The 17328-nt window shown below is 44.6% G+C and carries 14 protein-coding genes and 1 other RNA gene; 13 read left to right on the top strand and 2 right to left on the bottom strand.

The annotated features are described in order from the left end of the window. Nucleotides 1-26 precede the first annotated feature (26 nt). The 13 genes from gap to NYE35_RS00980 all read left to right on the top strand — a co-directional run bounded on the left by gap (nucleotide 27) and on the right by NYE35_RS00980 (nucleotide 16084). Nucleotides 27-1037, top strand: coding sequence for a type I glyceraldehyde-3-phosphate dehydrogenase (gene gap / locus NYE35_RS00920; protein ID WP_036687120.1), 1011 nt, complete (start codon nucleotides 27-29; stop codon nucleotides 1035-1037). Nucleotides 1038-1153: 116 nt separating this feature from the next. Further along, nucleotides 1154-2335, top strand: coding sequence for a phosphoglycerate kinase (locus NYE35_RS00925; protein WP_036687122.1), 1182 nt, complete (start codon nucleotides 1154-1156; stop codon nucleotides 2333-2335). A gap of 26 nt (nucleotides 2336-2361) precedes the next feature. Beyond that, nucleotides 2362-3114: a triose-phosphate isomerase gene (gene tpiA / locus NYE35_RS00930; protein ID WP_036687124.1), complete on the top strand. Its 753-nt coding sequence runs from the start codon at nucleotides 2362-2364 to the stop codon at nucleotides 3112-3114. Nucleotide 3115: 1 nt separating this feature from the next. Beyond that, entirely contained in the window at nucleotides 3116-4660 is a 1545-nt protein-coding gene (gene gpmI, locus NYE35_RS00935; protein ID WP_076101073.1) for a 2,3-bisphosphoglycerate-independent phosphoglycerate mutase, read from the top strand. Nucleotides 4661-4733: 73 nt separating this feature from the next. Beyond that, nucleotides 4734-6020: a phosphopyruvate hydratase gene (gene eno, locus NYE35_RS00940; RefSeq protein ID WP_036687130.1), complete on the top strand. Its 1287-nt coding sequence runs from the start codon at nucleotides 4734-4736 to the stop codon at nucleotides 6018-6020. Between the two features lie 231 nt (nucleotides 6021-6251). Continuing rightward, on the top strand, nucleotides 6252-6485 hold the full coding sequence (secG, locus tag NYE35_RS00945) for a preprotein translocase subunit SecG (RefSeq protein ID WP_036687153.1): 234 nt from the start codon (nucleotides 6252-6254) through the stop codon (nucleotides 6483-6485). Nucleotides 6486-6839: 354 nt separating this feature from the next. Beyond that, complete coding sequence (gene rnr, locus NYE35_RS00950; RefSeq protein ID WP_340952824.1) at nucleotides 6840-9707, top strand: ribonuclease R; 2868 nt, start codon at nucleotides 6840-6842, stop codon at nucleotides 9705-9707. Between the two features lie 705 nt (nucleotides 9708-10412). Beyond that, nucleotides 10413-10892, top strand: a complete 480-nt coding sequence (gene smpB, locus NYE35_RS00955) for an SsrA-binding protein SmpB (protein ID WP_036687155.1) — start codon at nucleotides 10413-10415, stop codon at nucleotides 10890-10892. A 201-nt stretch (nucleotides 10893-11093) separates the two neighbouring features. Further along, nucleotides 11094-11458: a transfer-messenger RNA gene (ssrA, locus tag NYE35_RS00960) on the top strand. 298 nt (nucleotides 11459-11756) lie between these two features. After that, a complete protein-coding gene (locus tag NYE35_RS00965) occupies nucleotides 11757-12119 on the top strand; it encodes a hypothetical protein (protein ID WP_341119892.1) in 363 nt (120 codons plus the stop codon). A 405-nt stretch (nucleotides 12120-12524) separates the two neighbouring features. Beyond that, the gene (locus NYE35_RS00970) at nucleotides 12525-12890 is read left to right on the top strand and encodes a hypothetical protein (RefSeq protein WP_036687158.1); all 366 of its coding nucleotides are present in this window, start codon (nucleotides 12525-12527) and stop codon (nucleotides 12888-12890) included. Nucleotides 12891-13428: 538 nt separating this feature from the next. Then, on the top strand, nucleotides 13429-14736 hold the full coding sequence (locus tag NYE35_RS00975) for a BaiN/RdsA family NAD(P)/FAD-dependent oxidoreductase (protein WP_326046974.1): 1308 nt from the start codon (nucleotides 13429-13431) through the stop codon (nucleotides 14734-14736). A gap of 31 nt (nucleotides 14737-14767) precedes the next feature. After that, the gene (locus tag NYE35_RS00980) at nucleotides 14768-16084 is read left to right on the top strand and encodes a BaiN/RdsA family NAD(P)/FAD-dependent oxidoreductase (RefSeq protein WP_036687159.1); all 1317 of its coding nucleotides are present in this window, start codon (nucleotides 14768-14770) and stop codon (nucleotides 16082-16084) included. 235 nt (nucleotides 16085-16319) lie between these two features. Here NYE35_RS00980 and NYE35_RS00985 read toward each other — a convergent pair whose 3' ends face one another. Both NYE35_RS00985 and NYE35_RS00990 read right to left on the bottom strand, forming a co-directional pair. Then, nucleotides 16320-16766, bottom strand: coding sequence for a YdeI/OmpD-associated family protein (locus tag NYE35_RS00985; protein WP_036687161.1), 447 nt, complete (start codon nucleotides 16764-16766; stop codon nucleotides 16320-16322). A gap of 51 nt (nucleotides 16767-16817) precedes the next feature. Next, nucleotides 16818-17288 carry a DinB family protein gene (locus NYE35_RS00990; RefSeq protein ID WP_162164288.1) on the bottom strand — a complete coding sequence of 157 codons (471 nt, stop codon included), beginning with the start codon at nucleotides 17286-17288 and terminating at the stop codon, nucleotides 16818-16820. Nucleotides 17289-17328: the final 40 nt, after the last annotated feature.

A 17328-nucleotide genomic window follows, 5' to 3' on the forward strand; every position in this document is an offset into this window, starting at 1 on the left:
AAACGAATTCTAGGAGGAACTATTCAATGAGTGTAAAAGTTGGAATTAACGGTTTTGGACGTATTGGACGCCTTGCTTTCCGCCGTATTCAAAATGTAGAAGGTATCGAAGTGGTAGCAATCAACGACTTGACTGACGCTAAGATGCTTGCTCATTTGCTTAAATATGATACAACTCAAGGTAAATTCCAAGGTGATGTTGAAGTGCATGATGGCTTCTTCAAAGTCAATGGTAAAGAAGTTAAGGTTCTTGCTAACCGCAACCCTGAAGAATTGCCATGGGGCGACCTAGGCGTTGATATCGTACTTGAGTGCACAGGTTTCTTCACAACTAAAGAAGCAGCTGAAAAACACTTGAAAGGTGGAGCTAAGAAAGTAGTTATCTCCGCTCCAGCTACTGGCGACATGAAAACTGTCGTTTACAACGTTAACGATGACATTCTTGATGGTACTGAGACTGTTATTTCCGGCGCATCTTGCACAACTAACTGCCTAGCTCCAATGGCAAAAGTACTGAACGACAAGTTCGGTATCGTTGAAGGCTTGATGACTACAATTCATGCTTACACTGGCGACCAAAACACTTTGGATGCTCCACATGCTAAAGGTGACTTCAGACGCGCTCGTGCAGCAGCTGAGAACATCATTCCTAACACTACTGGTGCTGCTAAAGCAATCGGTCTGGTTATTCCAGAACTTAAAGGTAAATTGGATGGTGCAGCTCAACGTGTTCCAGTTGCAACTGGTTCCCTGACTGAGCTTGTAACTGTTCTTGATAAGAGCGTTACTGTTGAAGAAATCAACGCAGCAATGAAAGCAGCTTCCGATCCAGACACTTATGGTTACACTGAAGATGAAATCGTATCTTCTGACATCAAAGGTATGACTTTCGGATCCCTGTTCGATGCTACACAAACTAAAGTATTGACTGTTGGCGACAAACAACTGGTTAAAACTGTTGCTTGGTATGACAATGAAATGTCCTACACTGCACAATTGGTTCGTACTTTGGAGAAATTCGCTAAAATCGCTAAGTAATTGACTTGATATAAGCAACATCTATAGAGCGGAAACAGAAATTCCTTGTTTCCGCTCTTTCTAAATGTATTTCTTGTTTCCTGCTAGAAACAATTTTGGGTGTGGAGGAATTAATCATGAACAAAAAAAGCGTCCGTGATGTAGAAGTAAAGGGTAAGCGCGTATTTGTACGCGTGGATTTCAACGTACCTGTAGAAGACGGTAAAATTACTGATGATACTCGTATTCGCGAAACACTTCCAACCATTAAATATTTGATCGAGAACGGTGCAAAGATCATTCTTGCGAGTCATATGGGTCGTCCTAAAGGCGAATTCGTAGATTCCATGCGTTTGACTACTGCTGCTGAACGTCTGTCCGAGCTTCTTGGCAAACCAGTAGCTAAAGCTGACGAAGCAATTGGCGAAGCTGTAAAAGCAAAAATCGCTGAGCTAGGCGAAGGCGACGTACTTGTACTTGAGAATGTTCGCTTCTACCCAGGTGAAGAGAAAAACGATCCTGAACTGGCTAAACAATTCGCTGAACTGGCTGATTTGTTTGTTAATGATGCGTTTGGCGCGGCTCACCGTGCACATGCATCGACAGAAGGTATCGCTCATTTCCTACCGGCTGTATCCGGTCTTTTGATGGAGAAAGAATTGTCCGTTCTTGGTAAAGCTCTTTCTAACCCAGAACGTCCTTTCACTGCGATCATCGGTGGTTCGAAAGTTAAAGACAAGATTGATGTTATTGATAACTTGTTGTCTTTGGCTGATAACGTCCTGATCGGCGGTGGATTGTCTTATACATTCACTAAAGCACAAGGCTTTGAAATCGGTAAATCACTAGTAGACAACGACAAACTTGACGTTGCTCTTGGATTCATCGAAAAAGCAAAAGCACTTGGTAAAAACTTCATGCTTCCTGTTGATGTTGTTGTTGCTGATAAATTTGGTGCTGACGCTAACACTAAGATCGTTGATTACAATGAAATCCCAGAAGGTTGGGAAGGACTTGATATCGGACCTAAGACTCGTGAACTTTATGCCGATATTATCAAGAACTCCAAGCTGGTTGTCTGGAATGGACCTATGGGCGTATTCGAAATCGATAAATTCGCTGAAGGTACACTTGCAGTAGCAAAAGCTTGTGCAACTACTGAAGGTTACACTGTTATTGGTGGCGGAGATTCCGCAGCAGCAGCAGAGAAATTCCACCTGGCTGATCAAATGGATCATATCTCCACTGGTGGCGGTGCATCCCTTGAGTTCATGGAAGGCAAGGCGCTTCCTGGCGTAGAAGCACTGAACGATAAGTAAGACCTAAGAAGGAGGCAACATAAGTCATGAGAACACCTATTATTGCAGGTAACTGGAAAATGTTCAAAACAGTTCCTGAAGCAGAAAGCTTTATTGCTGAAATTAAAGGCAAAGCAGAAGTAGAAGGCGTTGAGACTGTAATCTGCGCTCCATTTACTAACCTGCCTGCACTTGTAGCAGCTGCAAAAGGTACTAACATCAAGATTGGTGCACAAAACCTACACTTTGAAGATAACGGTGCTTACACAGGCGAGATCAGTGGTGTAATGCTAAGTGATCTTGGTGTGGACTATGTTATCATTGGCCACTCTGAGCGTCGTGCTTATTTTGGCGAAACGGATGAAATCGTGAATAAGAAAATGCATGCTGCATTCCGTCACGGAATTACTCCTATCGTATGTGTTGGCGAAAAGCTCGAAGAGCGTGAAGCTGATCAAACTAAAGCAGTATGTAAAGTACAAACTGAAGCTGCATTCCAAGGTCTTAGTGCCGAGCAAGCAGCAAAAGTTGTTATTGCATACGAACCTATCTGGGCTATTGGCACAGGTAAATCTTCCACTTCCCAAGATGCTAACGAAGTTATTGCTTACATCCGCAGTCTTGTAAAAGATCTGTATGATGCAGCAACAGCTGAAGCTGTTCGTATTCAATACGGCGGCAGCGTGAAGCCTGAGAATGTAACTGAGTACATGGGCCAAAGCGACATCGATGGTGCGCTTGTTGGCGGTGCCAGCTTACAACCGGATTCCTTCGTTCAATTGGTTGAGGGGGCGAAGTAAGATGTCAGCTCCAAAACCCGTAGCTTTGATCATCATGGATGGTTTTGGTTTGCGTGGAACGACAGAAGGTAATGCCGTTGCTCAAGCCAACAAACCTAACTATGACCGTTACCTGAAACAATATCCTAACACTACACTCACTGCTTGCGGTGAAGCTGTAGGCCTTCCGGAAGGGCAAATGGGCAACTCCGAAGTAGGGCATTTGAATATTGGTGCAGGCCGGATCGTTTATCAGGATTTGACTCGTATCGATAAATCGATCCGCGAGGGCGAGTTCTTCGATAACGAAACCCTGGTTAGTGCAGTGAGAAATGCTAAGAACACTGGCAAAAAGCTTCACCTATATGCGCTTGTATCCGACGGAGGGGTACATAGCCATATTAACCACCTGTTTGCTATGCTTGACCTGGCTAAAAAAGAAGATATGCATGAAGTGTATATCCATGCTTTTATGGACGGCCGTGACGTAGCTCCTGATAGTGGGAAGAAGTTTGTCCAAGATCTAGTAGCTAAAATCGAAGAGATTGGCGTGGGTACAATTGCAACGGTGTCCGGACGTTATTACGCAATGGATCGTGATAAACGTTGGGAACGTGTAGAGAAAGCCTACCGTGCTATGGTTTATGGTGAAGGTCCTAAATACACGGATGCTGTGCAAGCCATCACTTCATCTTATGAAAACTCGGTATTTGATGAATTCGTTGAACCTAGTGTAATTGTAGACAGTGAAGGCAAACCTGTAACGGCAGTAGAGAGCGGCGATTCCGTCGTGTTCCTCAACTTCCGTCCTGACCGTGCTATTCAATTGTCACAAGTGTTCACGAATCAAGATTTCCGCGGTTTCGACCGTGGTCCTTTGTTCCCGCAAAACCTGCACTTCGTATGCCTAACTACTTTCAGCGAAACGGTACAAGGTTATGTAGCCTACTCACCGAAGAACCTGGATAACACATTGGGTGAAGTGCTTGTTCAACAAAACAAGAAGCAACTGCGCATCGCGGAAACTGAAAAATATCCGCATGTAACCTTCTTCTTCAGCGGTGGACGTGACGAGGAGCTTCCTGGTGAAACCCGGATCTTAATCAACTCTCCTAAAGTGGCAACCTATGATCTTCAACCTGAGATGAGCGCATACGAAGTGGCTGCAGCCTGCGTAGCGGAAATCGAAGCGGAAAGACAGGATGCTATCATTCTTAACTTTGCCAATCCTGATATGGTTGGACACTCCGGCATGCTGGAACCAACAATCAAGGCTGTAGAAGTGACGGATGAGTGTGTGGGTAAAGTAGTGGATGCGGTTGTTGCCAAAGGTGGCGTTGCCATTATTATCGCTGACCATGGTAATGCAGATATGGTATTTGACGAGAACGGTCGCCCGTTCACAGCTCATACAACCAATCCTGTTCCGTTCATCGTGACTACTGAGAATGTTGTATTGCGTGAATCCGGTATTCTTGCAGACGTAGCACCAACAATCCTAGATTTGATGGGACTTCCTCAACCTGCGGAAATGACCGGACAATCCATGATTGCTAGCCGTAAGTAAGGTAAGGTATAACGCCTTTGATTTTAAGCTATACAAGTAAGACCAAAACAATGTTAAAAGGAGATTAACTTACATGACTATTATTTCTGATGTATATGCTCGCGAAGTCCTTGACTCCCGTGGTAACCCTACAGTAGAGGTTGACGTTTATCTGGAATCCGGTGCTAAAGGCCGCGCTATCGTTCCTTCCGGCGCTTCCACTGGTGCTCACGAAGCTGTAGAACTTCGTGATGGCGACAAATCCCGTTACATGGGTAAAGGCGTTCTGAAAGCTGTTGAGAACGTAAATGAAATCATCGCTCCAGAAGTTATCGGTATGGACGCTCTTGACCAAGTGGGCATCGACAAATTGATGATTACTTTGGACGGAACTCCTAACAAAGGTAAATTGGGCGCTAACGCAATCCTAGCTGTATCCATGGCAGTAGCTCGTGCAGCTGCAGCAGCTTTGGATATTCCTTTGTACGTATACCTGGGCGGATTCAACGCTAAAACTCTTCCAGTACCAATGATGAACATCATCAATGGTGGTGAGCATGCGGATAACAACATCGACGTTCAAGAGTTCATGGTTCTTCCTGTAGGAGCTCCAAGCTTCAAAGAAGCTCTTCGCACAGGTGCTGAAATCTTCCACAACTTGAAATCCGTACTTCAATCCAAAGGCCTGAACACAGCTGTTGGTGACGAAGGTGGTTTCGCACCGAACCTTGGTTCGAATGAAGAAGCAATCACTACAATCATCGAAGCTATTGAAAAAGCTGGTTACAAACCAGGTGTTGACGTATTCTTGGGTATGGACGTTGCTTCCACTGAGTTCTACAAAGACGGTAAATACACCCTTGCTGGCGAAGGTAAATCTTACACTTCCGCTGAGTATGTTGACCTTCTTGCTTCATGGGTTGAAAAATATCCTATCATCACAATCGAAGACGGTATGTCCGAAGACGACTGGGATGGCTGGAAATTGCTTACTGAAAAATTGGGCGACAAAGTCCAATTGGTTGGTGACGACTTGTTCGTAACTAACACTGAGCGTCTTGCAACAGGTATCGAAAAAGGTATCGGTAACTCCATCTTGGTTAAGGTTAACCAAATTGGTACATTGACTGAAACTTTTGATGCTATCGAAATGGCTAAACGTGCTGGTTACACAGCAGTTATCTCCCACCGTTCCGGTGAATCCGAAGATAGCACAATCGCTGACATCGCTGTTGCGACTAATGCTGGTCAAATCAAAACAGGTGCTCCTTCCCGTACAGACCGTGTTGCTAAATACAACCAATTGCTTCGCATCGAAGATGAGTTGGGTGAATTGGCTCAATACAACGGCCTGAAATCCTTCTACAACCTCAAAAGATAATCTGCTTTTATAGCAGACTTCTAAGACCCGCCGTTATGGCGGGTCTTTTTTATGATTTGAAGAAGATAGACTTCAATAGGTTTATCCTTATCTTGCAAGAAAAGCTACGACTTAACAGTCTAAGCTGTTGTATTACCGACAGCGCTATGATAAAATAAGAATACTGTTTATGTATCGTGATAACCTAAATTACCATAGATAGTGATGCTTAGGCGTAGGAGGTGGAAGTGAATGGATATCTTTTTGAAAGTTGTGCTCCTGATTTTTTCCGTCGGTCTTATTGCGGTCGTTCTTCTGCAAAAGGGGAAAAGCGCGGGTCTTTCCGGTGCCATCTCTGGCGGTGCTGAGCATCTCTTTGGTAAAACAAAAGCTCGTGGTATGGAGCTCGTACTACAACGTGTAACTGTTGGACTTGCTGCTGGTTTCTTTATCATGGCGATTCTAGCTGCAGTTCTAATCGACTAAAAGATCTACCGTAAGCCCTCGCTCTGTTCTAAATGGAATAGAGCGGAGGCTTTTTTGTTATATTAAAAGGAGTTAAAAAGCACCTAAGGGTGCTTTTCTTTTCATATTCGCAAAGAAAAAGGCTGGATCGATAGGAAGTAAACCTGAAGTCGGCATGGATGTATTTCAGCATTTAAAGGAAATTTTGTACTGTGTTAACCTTTGGATGACAGTAACAGGGATGCGCAGGATTGATTTCGTGTATACTAGGGTATGAAGTAGTAAAGGTAAAATTTACTTGGCATTACTGCAGGGCAGGACAAGATATACATATTTGCCAGCGGCTTGAAGCCGCGGAGGGCTGGGGTGACGAACATGATAACACAAGAAATATTACTCGATTTCATGCGGGAAACTGCATATAAACCAATGACTTATGAAGAGCTGGTGAGTCATTTTGCTCTAGAGGATAGCGAGGGGTTTAAAAAGTTCGAGGAACTGCTGATTGAATTAGAGCAGGATGGAAGAATTGTATTAACCCGTACTGCACGTTATGGCGTGCCAGAACGGATGGATTTGCTGCGTGGACGTTTACAAGCACATGCGAAGGGTTTTGCTTTTCTAATCCCGGATGATCGTGATCATCCTGACGTATATATCCATGCAAATGATCTTAAGGGAGCTATGAATGGCGATATCGTTCTGATTCGTATTACCTCTAAAAGTCCGTCCGGCGGACGTATGGAAGGCGAAGTAGTACGTATTGTAAAACGTGGCGTGTTGCAGACGGTAGGTGTATTTCAGAACCTGGAGACCTATGGTTTTGTGCTGCCTGATGATAAGCGGATTAATCGTGATATTTTTATTCCGAAACAATCCTTTAAAGGTGCTGTTGATGGTCAAAAGGTCGTTGTGCGAATTGTGAGTTATCCGGAAGGCCGAGCAGCGGCAGAAGGTGAAATTATTGAGATTCTCGGACATAAGGATGATCCGGGTGTTGATATTCTTTCCATTATCCGCAAACATCAATTGCCTGAGGCATTTCCAGCTGAAGTGATGGATGAAGCCGATAGCGCTCCTGATTCAATTACAGAAGAGGAGATTGCGGAGCAAGGAAGACGCGACCTGCGCGGACTGAACATTGTTACGATTGATGGCGAAGATGCTAAGGATTTGGATGATGCGGTAAACGTACAGCGCTTGGAGAATGGACATTACAAGCTGGGCGTCCATATAGCAGACGTAGGTTATTATGTGCGTGAAGGCTCTGAGCTGGATAAAGAAGCCTATGACCGCGGTTGTAGTGTGTATTTAGTAGACCGGGTTATTCCGATGCTGCCGCACCGTCTATCGAACGGAATTTGCAGCTTGAATCCACAGGTAGACCGGTTAACAATGTCCTGTGAAATGGAGTTTAACGAGCAAATGAAGGTTGTGAAGCACGATGTCTTTACGAGCGTGATTCGCACCAAAGAGAGAATGACTTACTCCAATGTTCGTAAAATTCTCGAAGACGAAGATCCAGAGCTGCTGGAACGTTATAGTCCACTAATTGACGATTTCCGCCTCATGAAAGAATTGGCGATGAAGCTACGCGATGCGCGGATGCGCCGGGGTGCGGTTGATTTTGATTTTGAAGAGAGCAAAATCATCGTGGATGAGAACGGCAAGGCTGTAGATATCGTGAAGCGTGAACGTTCTGTAGCTGAACAGATTATCGAGGAGTTCATGCTGGCGGCAAATGAAACAGTAGCTGAACATTTCCACTGGTTGAAGGTTCCGTTCCTTTACCGGATTCACGAAGATCCAGACCCAGAGAAGCTGCAAAATTTCATGGCTTTTGCGGCCAATTTCGGATATCACGTCAAGGGTCGTGGCAATTCGGTTCATCCACGTGCTTTGCAGGATTTGTTGGAGCAAATCCAAGGCACAAAGGAGCAGACGGTCATCAGTACGATGATGCTGCGTTCTATGAAGCAGGCAAAGTATGATGCGGAGAGCACGGGCCATTTCGGACTGGCTGCGGAATACTATTCTCACTTCACTTCTCCGATTCGCCGGTACCCCGATTTGGTCATTCACCGCGTAATGCGTGAAGTGATTGAGAATGGAGGGGCATTGACCCAGAAACGGCATGATTATTTGTCTAGCCGGATGCCTGACATTGCTCAGCAGTCTTCGGAACGCGAGCGTGTGGCGGTAGAAGCTGAACGCGATACGGAGCAACTGAAGAAAGCAGAATACATGCAGGATAAAGTAGGCGAGGAATTCGAGGCTATGGTCAGCAGTGTGACCAGCTTCGGAATGTTCATCGAGCTGGATAATACCGTCGAAGGTCTTATTCGTCTCAGTGCAATGAGCGACGATTATTATCATTTCGACGAAGGTCATATGGCGCTCATTGGCGAGCGCACATCGCGTGTGTTCCGTATTGGTGACGAGGTGAAGATCCGAGTCGCCAAAGTAAATATGGATGACCACACGATCGATTTCGAGTTGGTCGACATGAAGCCACGCGCGCCAGGCGAGCACCGCGGTGGTGGCTTTGCGGGCGGCCGCGGAGGCAAGGGCGGCCGCTCGGGCGGCGGCTTCATTAAGCCGGCCGGGGGCAAAGGCGCCGCGGGCAAGGGACGCGGCGGTAAAGGCAAGCCGGGCGGCGCTGCTGCAGGCGTGGGCAAGGGCAAGCCGGGCGCAGGTGTGCGCGCCGGTGATGGACCGCGCGAAGCGGCCGGTGTTGGCGCAGCGGGCGGACGCGGTAAGCGGAAGCGCGGGCGCGAGGCCGGCGAGGATGCGAGCCGGGTAGTTGCTGCGCCGGGCGCAGAGCGCGGAGGCGAAGCCGGCGGCAACGCAGGCGCGCCGCGTGAGCGCAGCGGCGGGCGAGGCCGCGGCGGAGACACCGGCGGTGCCGGTGGTGGACGCGGCATCAGCTTCGGCTTTGGCTCCGGCAAAGGCGGATACGGCGCTCCTGCGTCCGACTCCTCCGGCGGCGAAGCGCGGGGCGTGGACGGCAGCACGAAGTTCCGCAGCCGCGAGGATCGCGGGGGTAACTTTGGCGGTGGAGAAGGCCGTAACGGCGCTCCTACAGGCAAAGGCCGCCGCAAAAAGAAAACCAAGGGCGGGGTGTTCATCGGCCAGTCCGTGACACCAGGCAACGTAGAGACATCTGAGCAAGTCACTTCTAAACGAAGTGACAATAATGGCGGCGCTCCAGAAGGAGCACCACGTAAGCGTAAAAAGAAATAAATGACGGTTATGCGCTGCATAACTCTATAACGATACTAAGCACCGTCCCTCCTGTGGCGGTGCTTTTTAACTAATAATCAACTTGGTTAATTGCATTATGTGCAGTTAAATTTGGGTTATGTAGTAAAAGTGGTAGCTAATTGCATTTTGTACATCAAAATCTGATCAGTTACCCATAATTGGTCTGATTTCGCTTTTTTAGCTGCAGAAAGTGCAACTAATTAGTTTTTTGGCGGTGATAAGGCTTAAATAGTTGCACGAAATACATTTATATAGAAAAACGTAGGTGATAGCAAGTGAATAGGTAGAGGATAGGATAGGTACAGTATAGGATTGCACAGTATAGGTAAAAGCAGCGCTATTTGAATAGGCGTCGAATAGATGTATATCCAAGAAGAGGGAAGCGGATAATTGAGAACAAATAGGTAATAAGTAAATAGGGTAGATGGATATAGATATGTGGAGATTAGTGGAAAAACTCCAGATCAACTCAGCTTAATGCTTTTTTGTAACAAATGCTAGATATTGGGTAATGTTACTGACAACTCTATGACAAATTAGGTGAAGTATATTTGGTTGAAGGTTCCTTGCGCTCACTTGATTCCATTTGTTACAATATAGATCAGACGTTCGATGGCTGTGTCGTTTAAGATTAGACAGACATGGTTACTTTAACTTATGAATATGATTCAAGGAGTGATTCTCATGGGTAAAAAAGCAGACGGGAAAGTACTTGCCCAGAACAAGAAAGCTTCCCATGATTATTTTATCGAGGATACTTATGAAGCTGGCTTGGTGCTGACGGGTACAGAGATCAAGTCGCTGCGTAATGGCCGCGCTAATATTGGAGATGCTTTTGCTACGATCCGCAATGGTGAGATTCAGATTCACAACATGCATATCAGCCCTTTTGAACAAGGTAATCGTGCCAATCCTACTGATCCCACACGCACACGTAAATTGTTAATGCATAAGGAGCAAATTCATAAACTGCTGGGCTTGTCCAAGCGAGATGGGTTTACGATTGTGCCACTTAAGATTTATGTGCGGAATGGCTATGCGAAGCTGCTGATTGGTCTTGGTAAAGGTAAAAAAGAGTATGACAAACGTGACTCGGCTGCCAAGCGAGATGCTCAACGTGATATCCAGCGTGTACTACGTGATAAGCAAAAGATCGCCAGATAATCTGGGAGAACTAGACGATTCAAATGAGTTCCAGTTTCAACCTTCAATTCCTTTAACCCACGTGTTAAAGTGTTGATAAATGTGCTATACTGAGTAAGTAAGTTAGTTATTGCTTCGTTACAGTTTTCTTGAATAAGAAGCTGTAGATTGGATCTCTCTTGCTTGGAAGATCCGCTTGATCCGAAGCGCCCTTTTTAATGAGGGGCCGTTCTTGGATTCGACGGGGGTAGTTCGAGCATGAGTAGCGAGTAGTGGGGACGCGTCCGCTTCATCAACGCTAAAGCCTATTAAACGGCAAACAACAAAACAACTACGCTTTCGCAGCCTAAGAAACTGTGTGCGTGCTTCTACTCTGCATCGCCCATGTGACAGGGATAGGGGCTAACAAATAGTGGGATACGCTGTCTCATCTCCGCCTGCGGTGAGCTGAAGAAGACAATCAGGCTGACCCAACGTATAGCCGGTTACGGGGCGATACTCGGGTGACATCAAAACTGTGACTACACTCGTAGAAGCTTATGTGCCGTTATCTTCGGACAGGGGTTCGACTCCCCTCGGCTCCATATGGAGTTTTAGAAAAAGCGACCTTTAGGGGTCGCTTTTTTGTATCCTCATAATTAAAGTTAGGCAATGCCTTTTAATGATTTCAGCCAATTCCTCAAATGTGTACTTGTGGTTTATCATGTCTACTATGTGGTCTCGGAATGTTTGGTATGCATATTTTTAAACTGCAAAAGATTTCTCTACCACCACGAATACCATCCGCATGAGGATGGTTCCCATACTATGGTTAACGGTACCCTTTTGCAAAGTTTCTTTGTTATAATTATTATAATAAATCTCTTCATTGGCTGGTGATTATGAATGAGTGAGAAATTTTGGTTAGTAGTACAGTATCCTCTAAAAATTGAAAAAGGAAGCCAACGTGATAACTGGTTAAGAGATAAAGTCATGGAATACCTGGACATATCTCTAGTAGATACTAACTTAGGTTGTGTTGATGGCTTTGATATGGGTAAATGCATTTCCGACCCGAAAAAATATGCTCTTAATATATTTTGTATCATTACGGAAGAAGAACGGAGTATAGCCTTGATAAAGAGAGTGTTAAGAGATAGCAGGCTTGATTATACTCGTATAAAAATTGCTACAATGCCCTATGGAAAAGAAGAAACATATAGTCTTAAATTTTCCTATAAAAAGGGTGTTACCGATTTTTCGCTATAGCACAGTTTTGAGTTAGAATTACAACTACACCGTAAACAATTTTCTGGTGGGAGTCATGAATTTTGTGACATCAAAACAGTAACTACATTCGTAGAAGCTTATGTGCCGTTATCTTCGGACAGGGGTTCGACTTCCCTCGGCTCCATAAGCAAAAAACCGCTGAGATAGCGGTTTTTTGCTGTTTAGTGATTGAATTGTAGACCGAATGCAGACAATGAATTATGGGGAACTAATATATTCATTTTTGTAGACATGTTGTCTACGTCTAAAATTAGATCATTCACTTTGAAGTTAATAATTAGTGGCACATTTTCCGAAACTACATCTATAAGAGCTCGAACTGATATAAGATTAGATTATGGCATTAAGCACTCAAAAGCAAAAACATTCGGAGGAATTACTATTATGAGTTTTACTATTGATTATGTTAAAAATAAAAACAGAATTATTGTAACATCGGACGGTATGGAAGTTGAGGATGCCTTTGCGTACGCAGAACAATTTCCGAAAGTACTGAAGAAAACTAAGCGAGGGTTTACAGGTATGACTGTAATTACTGGTGGCCTGGTATTTAAGCAAGAGGTGATGGCAATTCTTGCTCCAACTGGTGAAGATGCTGTGAAAGCTGGAATCTCTACAAAACATAAATGGGTGTATGTTGCGCCTACCGCGTTCTACAAAACGCAAATGAATCGTATGTTTAAAGATATTGCAAACTTGTACGAATCGATAGAAGAAGCTGAAGCGTATCTTGATTCCGCAGGGAATTAGCAACTTCTAAAAACTTTAGTAAACCTTCTGGTAGCATACATAAGGTTATCGTTCTTTATTCAACGTTGTGGTTGGTGATCATAATTGTTGCTTGGATCCAGCCATCATCTGTAGCGCCAAAGGTACTTTCTGCGTATTGAAGAAGCACTGTGAAGAACCGATATATTCAGGATTAACTTATATAATTGGATCACTATACTAAGGAGTTATTCCTATGATCAGTCTCCTTAATCAGAATGACTCATCAAATATTGGATAGAATGCTTCTAGGGGACATCAAAACTGTAACTACACTCGTAGAAGCTTATGTGCCGTTATCTTTGGATAGGGGTTCGACTCCTCGGCTCTATTTGAAACCCGCTGATAAAGCGGTTTTTTTCTTGTTTATGGACTAAATTGCAGTCAAGGGATAAAAGGCTAACCTAAGATGTGATGAGTACATAAGGAGATAAATGAAAACCAGTACACTTATGCTATAATTTAATAAAGTGCTTCTGTGCTTTTAGAAAAATTGGAATAAAGGATGCATTGATCAACCATGTATGAGAATCAGACTTCTATGCACCACAAGCTGTTTATTATCGGCGCAGGTGCTGCCGGACTAATGGCCGCTGTTACTGCGTGTGATATGGGTATCGATACTGCCATTCTGGAGAGTAACGACCGGATTGGAAAGAAGATATTAATGACAGGTGATGGCCGCTGTAACATTACAAATGAATCCACTGCAACGGGTACAGATGAAGCAATCGCTTTATCGCGCAAGTATCACAGTAATCAGGCCGGATTTCCACTTGCGGTATTGCAGCAATTTGGCATCCGTCAGACCATAGATTTTTTCTCCTTTCTCGGGCTTCCGCTTACAAGATTGAAGGATGGCTTGATGTATCCGATGTCGCTGCAGGCAGCAGCGGTGCTGGATATTTTCCAGCTTGCGCTGGAGGATCGGAATGTTCCGGTGTACCTCAATAACAAAGTGTTGGATGTTACTGTTTCGAAGAATCATCCGCGCTTCAAGATAAAATGCCAAACGGAGACAGAGGAGGAGGTTGTTTATACTAGCGACTATCTACTTCTATCTGCGGGTGGCCTTGCCGGTCCAAATGCGGGAAAAGAACCTCCTGGGTATACACTTGCTGAACGTCTGGGACACACCCTGATTGAGCCTTTACCGGCCATTGTGCAACTGAAGCTGCAATATCCGAATATGAGAGCACTGTCCACTATCAAATCTCAGGGACAAGCTCATATTATTGTAAACGGTAAAGTCATCGGCAGTGAACAGGGCGAAATTGCCTTTACGGACTATGGTATTACTGGTCCGCCAATTCTCCAGCTAAGCAGGAAGGCTGCGTATCATCTTGCAAGAGGAGAACAGGTGAAATTATCGGTGGATCTGATGCCTGACCGCACGGAGGAAGAGTTAGTTGAGTTTTTAGAAAGGCTCTGGGAGACTTTTGGACACCGGACGGTTGCAGATTCTCTCGTTGGCATCTTTAACAAGAAGCTTGTTACGGTCCTACTCAAGGAGACCGGCTTAGATCAGCAGCCACAGCTGCTTTGCCAGGCTCTGTCGTTGAAAACTAAGGAGAAATTTTATCGAATCTTGAAGCGCTGGGAATTTAAAGTGACGGATACCAATGGCTTTACGAATGCACAAGTGACAGCTGGCGGCATCGATACGTCGGAAATAATCGAAGGAACGCTGGAATCCAAGCTAGTACCTGGGCTTTATTTGGCTGGCGAAGTGATGGATGTGGACGGAGACTTCGGCGGCTATAACCTACAATGGGCCTGGAGTTCCGGATATGTGGCCGCCATGGCGCTAGCTAAGTCAATTCAATAAATTTATTAGGAAAAGGGATGCATCAATTAACATGTATAAGGATCAGACTTCTAAGCACCACGAGCTGTTCATTATCGGTGGGGGTGCTGCAGGTCTAATGGCTGCAGTTACAGCGAGGGATCAAGGTATTGATACAGCAATTATTGAAAGCAATGACCGGCTGGGGAAGAAAATAATAACGACGGGTAACGGGCGTTGCAACATTACGAACCAATCCACCGCCACCGGTACGGATGAAGCGGCCGCTTTATCACGCAAGTATCACAGTAATCAGGAAGGATTCCCAATACATGTATTGCGGCAATTCGGTGTCCGCCAAACGATCGAATTTTTCTCCTCGCTCGGGCTTCCTTTTGTAAGCTTGGAGAATGGCCGGATGTATCCGATGTCGCTGCAGGCGGCTTCGGTGCCGGGTGTATTTAAGCTGGCGCTGGAGGATCGGAATGTTCCCGTATATTATAAACATAAAGTGTTGGATGTTACCGTTTCGGCGGGACATCCGCGGTTCGCGATAACCTGCCAGACGGAGACAGAGGAACAGGTTGTGTATACCAGCGACTATCTTTTTCTATGTGCAGGCGGCCTTACCGCTCCCAAAACGGGAACGGACGGCTCCGGTTATACGCTTGTCCAACGTCTGGGGCACACCTTGATCAACCCGGTGCCAGGCATTGTACAATTGAAGCTGGATTATCCGTATTTGAAGGAACTATCGGGCATCAAATTTGAGGGAGAGGCCCATGTTATCGTAAACAATGAAGTCATCCGCACTGAGTCTGGTGAGATTCTTTTTACGGACTATGGTATCTCGGGCCCGCCCATACTTCAGCTCAGCAGAAAGGCTGCGTATAATCTCGGAATAGGAGAATCGGTGACATTGTCGGTTGATTTAATGCCGGAGCGCACGGAGGAAGAGTTAATTGATTTTCTGGAGATCCACTGGGGGATCTTCGGACACCGGACGGTTGCCGATTCCCTTATAGGTATCGTCAGCAAGAAACTGATTCCAGTTCTGCTGAAGGAGGCTGGAATTGATCAACAGTTGCACCTGCTTTGTCAGGATCTTTCGTGGAAAACAAAAAAAATATTTTATAAAATCTTGAAGCGTTGGGAATTTAAAGTGACCGATACCAATAGCTTTACTAATGCACAAACAACAGCTGGTGGCATCGATACGACGGAGCTAACCGAAGGAACGTTGGAATCTAAGTTAGTCCCTGGACTGTATTTGGCAGGTGAGGTGATGGATGTCGATGGAGATTGCGGCGGCTATAACCTGCAATGGGCCTGGAGCTCCGGCTATGCCGCCGCGATGGCGCTTGCTGATCGACGTGCTAGCACCACGTAAGGGGGCAGATGGTTGCTGACTCTTAAACGATCACCTATTACTAGGCAGAGGTTTGCTGTAACAAGTCTGGTTTTAGTAATGTGAAAGCGATGAGGGTTGTTTCTCATCGCTTTTTTGTGATTTTTTAAAGTTTGGTGCTCATTTAAAAATGATTGTTGGGGTTTAGCGAAATATCAATATTCGTTGCTTAACTCTGATGTCTTCATTTTACCTCAACTTTATTGTCGTCCCTTTATTAATCCTTAAGTTTATCAATTAGAGCTAGTATTCGTCTATTTTTTGTATCTTCCTTTTTAGCAAGCTCAATATAATTAATCTGCTCTCGTTTAATGTAATCAGGCTGGTTTAGAAATGTATTCAGCATGTGGTACTCTTCAAGGTTTGTAGTAATGTAATCTGGCACAATCAGTTTACGATTTTCCTCGCATTTCTTAAGTATTATATGTAATGTATCACCGAGCTCTTTTTGTAATGCTCTTCGAATAAATTCGTTATAAACAAAATAATGCCCATTCTTTGACGGCAATAAAGTATGGTCAAATTCGTACCCGTCAACAGAGATTTGAATAGGTACTTTACCATTAGTATTGAATATCTCCCTTACTGAATAGGGGAAATAGACTACTTTCCATTTCATTTTACCTTCCAGCAGCTTTATCTCACTATCAAATTCATAAACCATATTAAATAACACTCCTCGTGGTAAAGAAGCTGATTTCGGTCACTCATTTTATCATAGCCACTTTGCTGTTTCTAGGTGATTCGAATTCAATATGCTGTTGCAATAACCTATATGATGTTGAACATGCCTTATCTGCATGAGGATAACATCAGTTTTAGTTATTTCTTCGTATAGTACACATGGTTCCAATAATCTGCAGTCAGTAAGTTCATCAAAAAAATTACGAGCCACACTCAATATCTCCTCTAGGTACGTCGTCATTTCCTCCTTAGTAGGGTAGTCAGAGCACTCCTTATCTAAGTCTTCTGTTATATCTTTACCGAAGTCAGGTATTTTGAATTCTTCATCCTTCTGCTGCCTAAACCAAAATTTCATGCTGGTTGTAGCGTGGAATATATGCTTCCAGTATTTATGCTTGGCATTCTTCCAAAAATGATCAGGACATACTTCGATAAGATTCTTCAACATTTCTACGGTTGGATCAAACTGTCTTCTTAAAACAGCCACCATCTTATCACTCATGTTCATCAACTCACTTCTTGAATTTTAGAATCTTAACTTT

Origin of the sequence: Paenibacillus sp. FSL L8-0494, assembly GCF_038003695.1 — a bacterium.
Classification (GTDB): domain Bacteria; phylum Bacillota; class Bacilli; order Paenibacillales; family Paenibacillaceae; genus Paenibacillus_AQ; species Paenibacillus_AQ odorifer.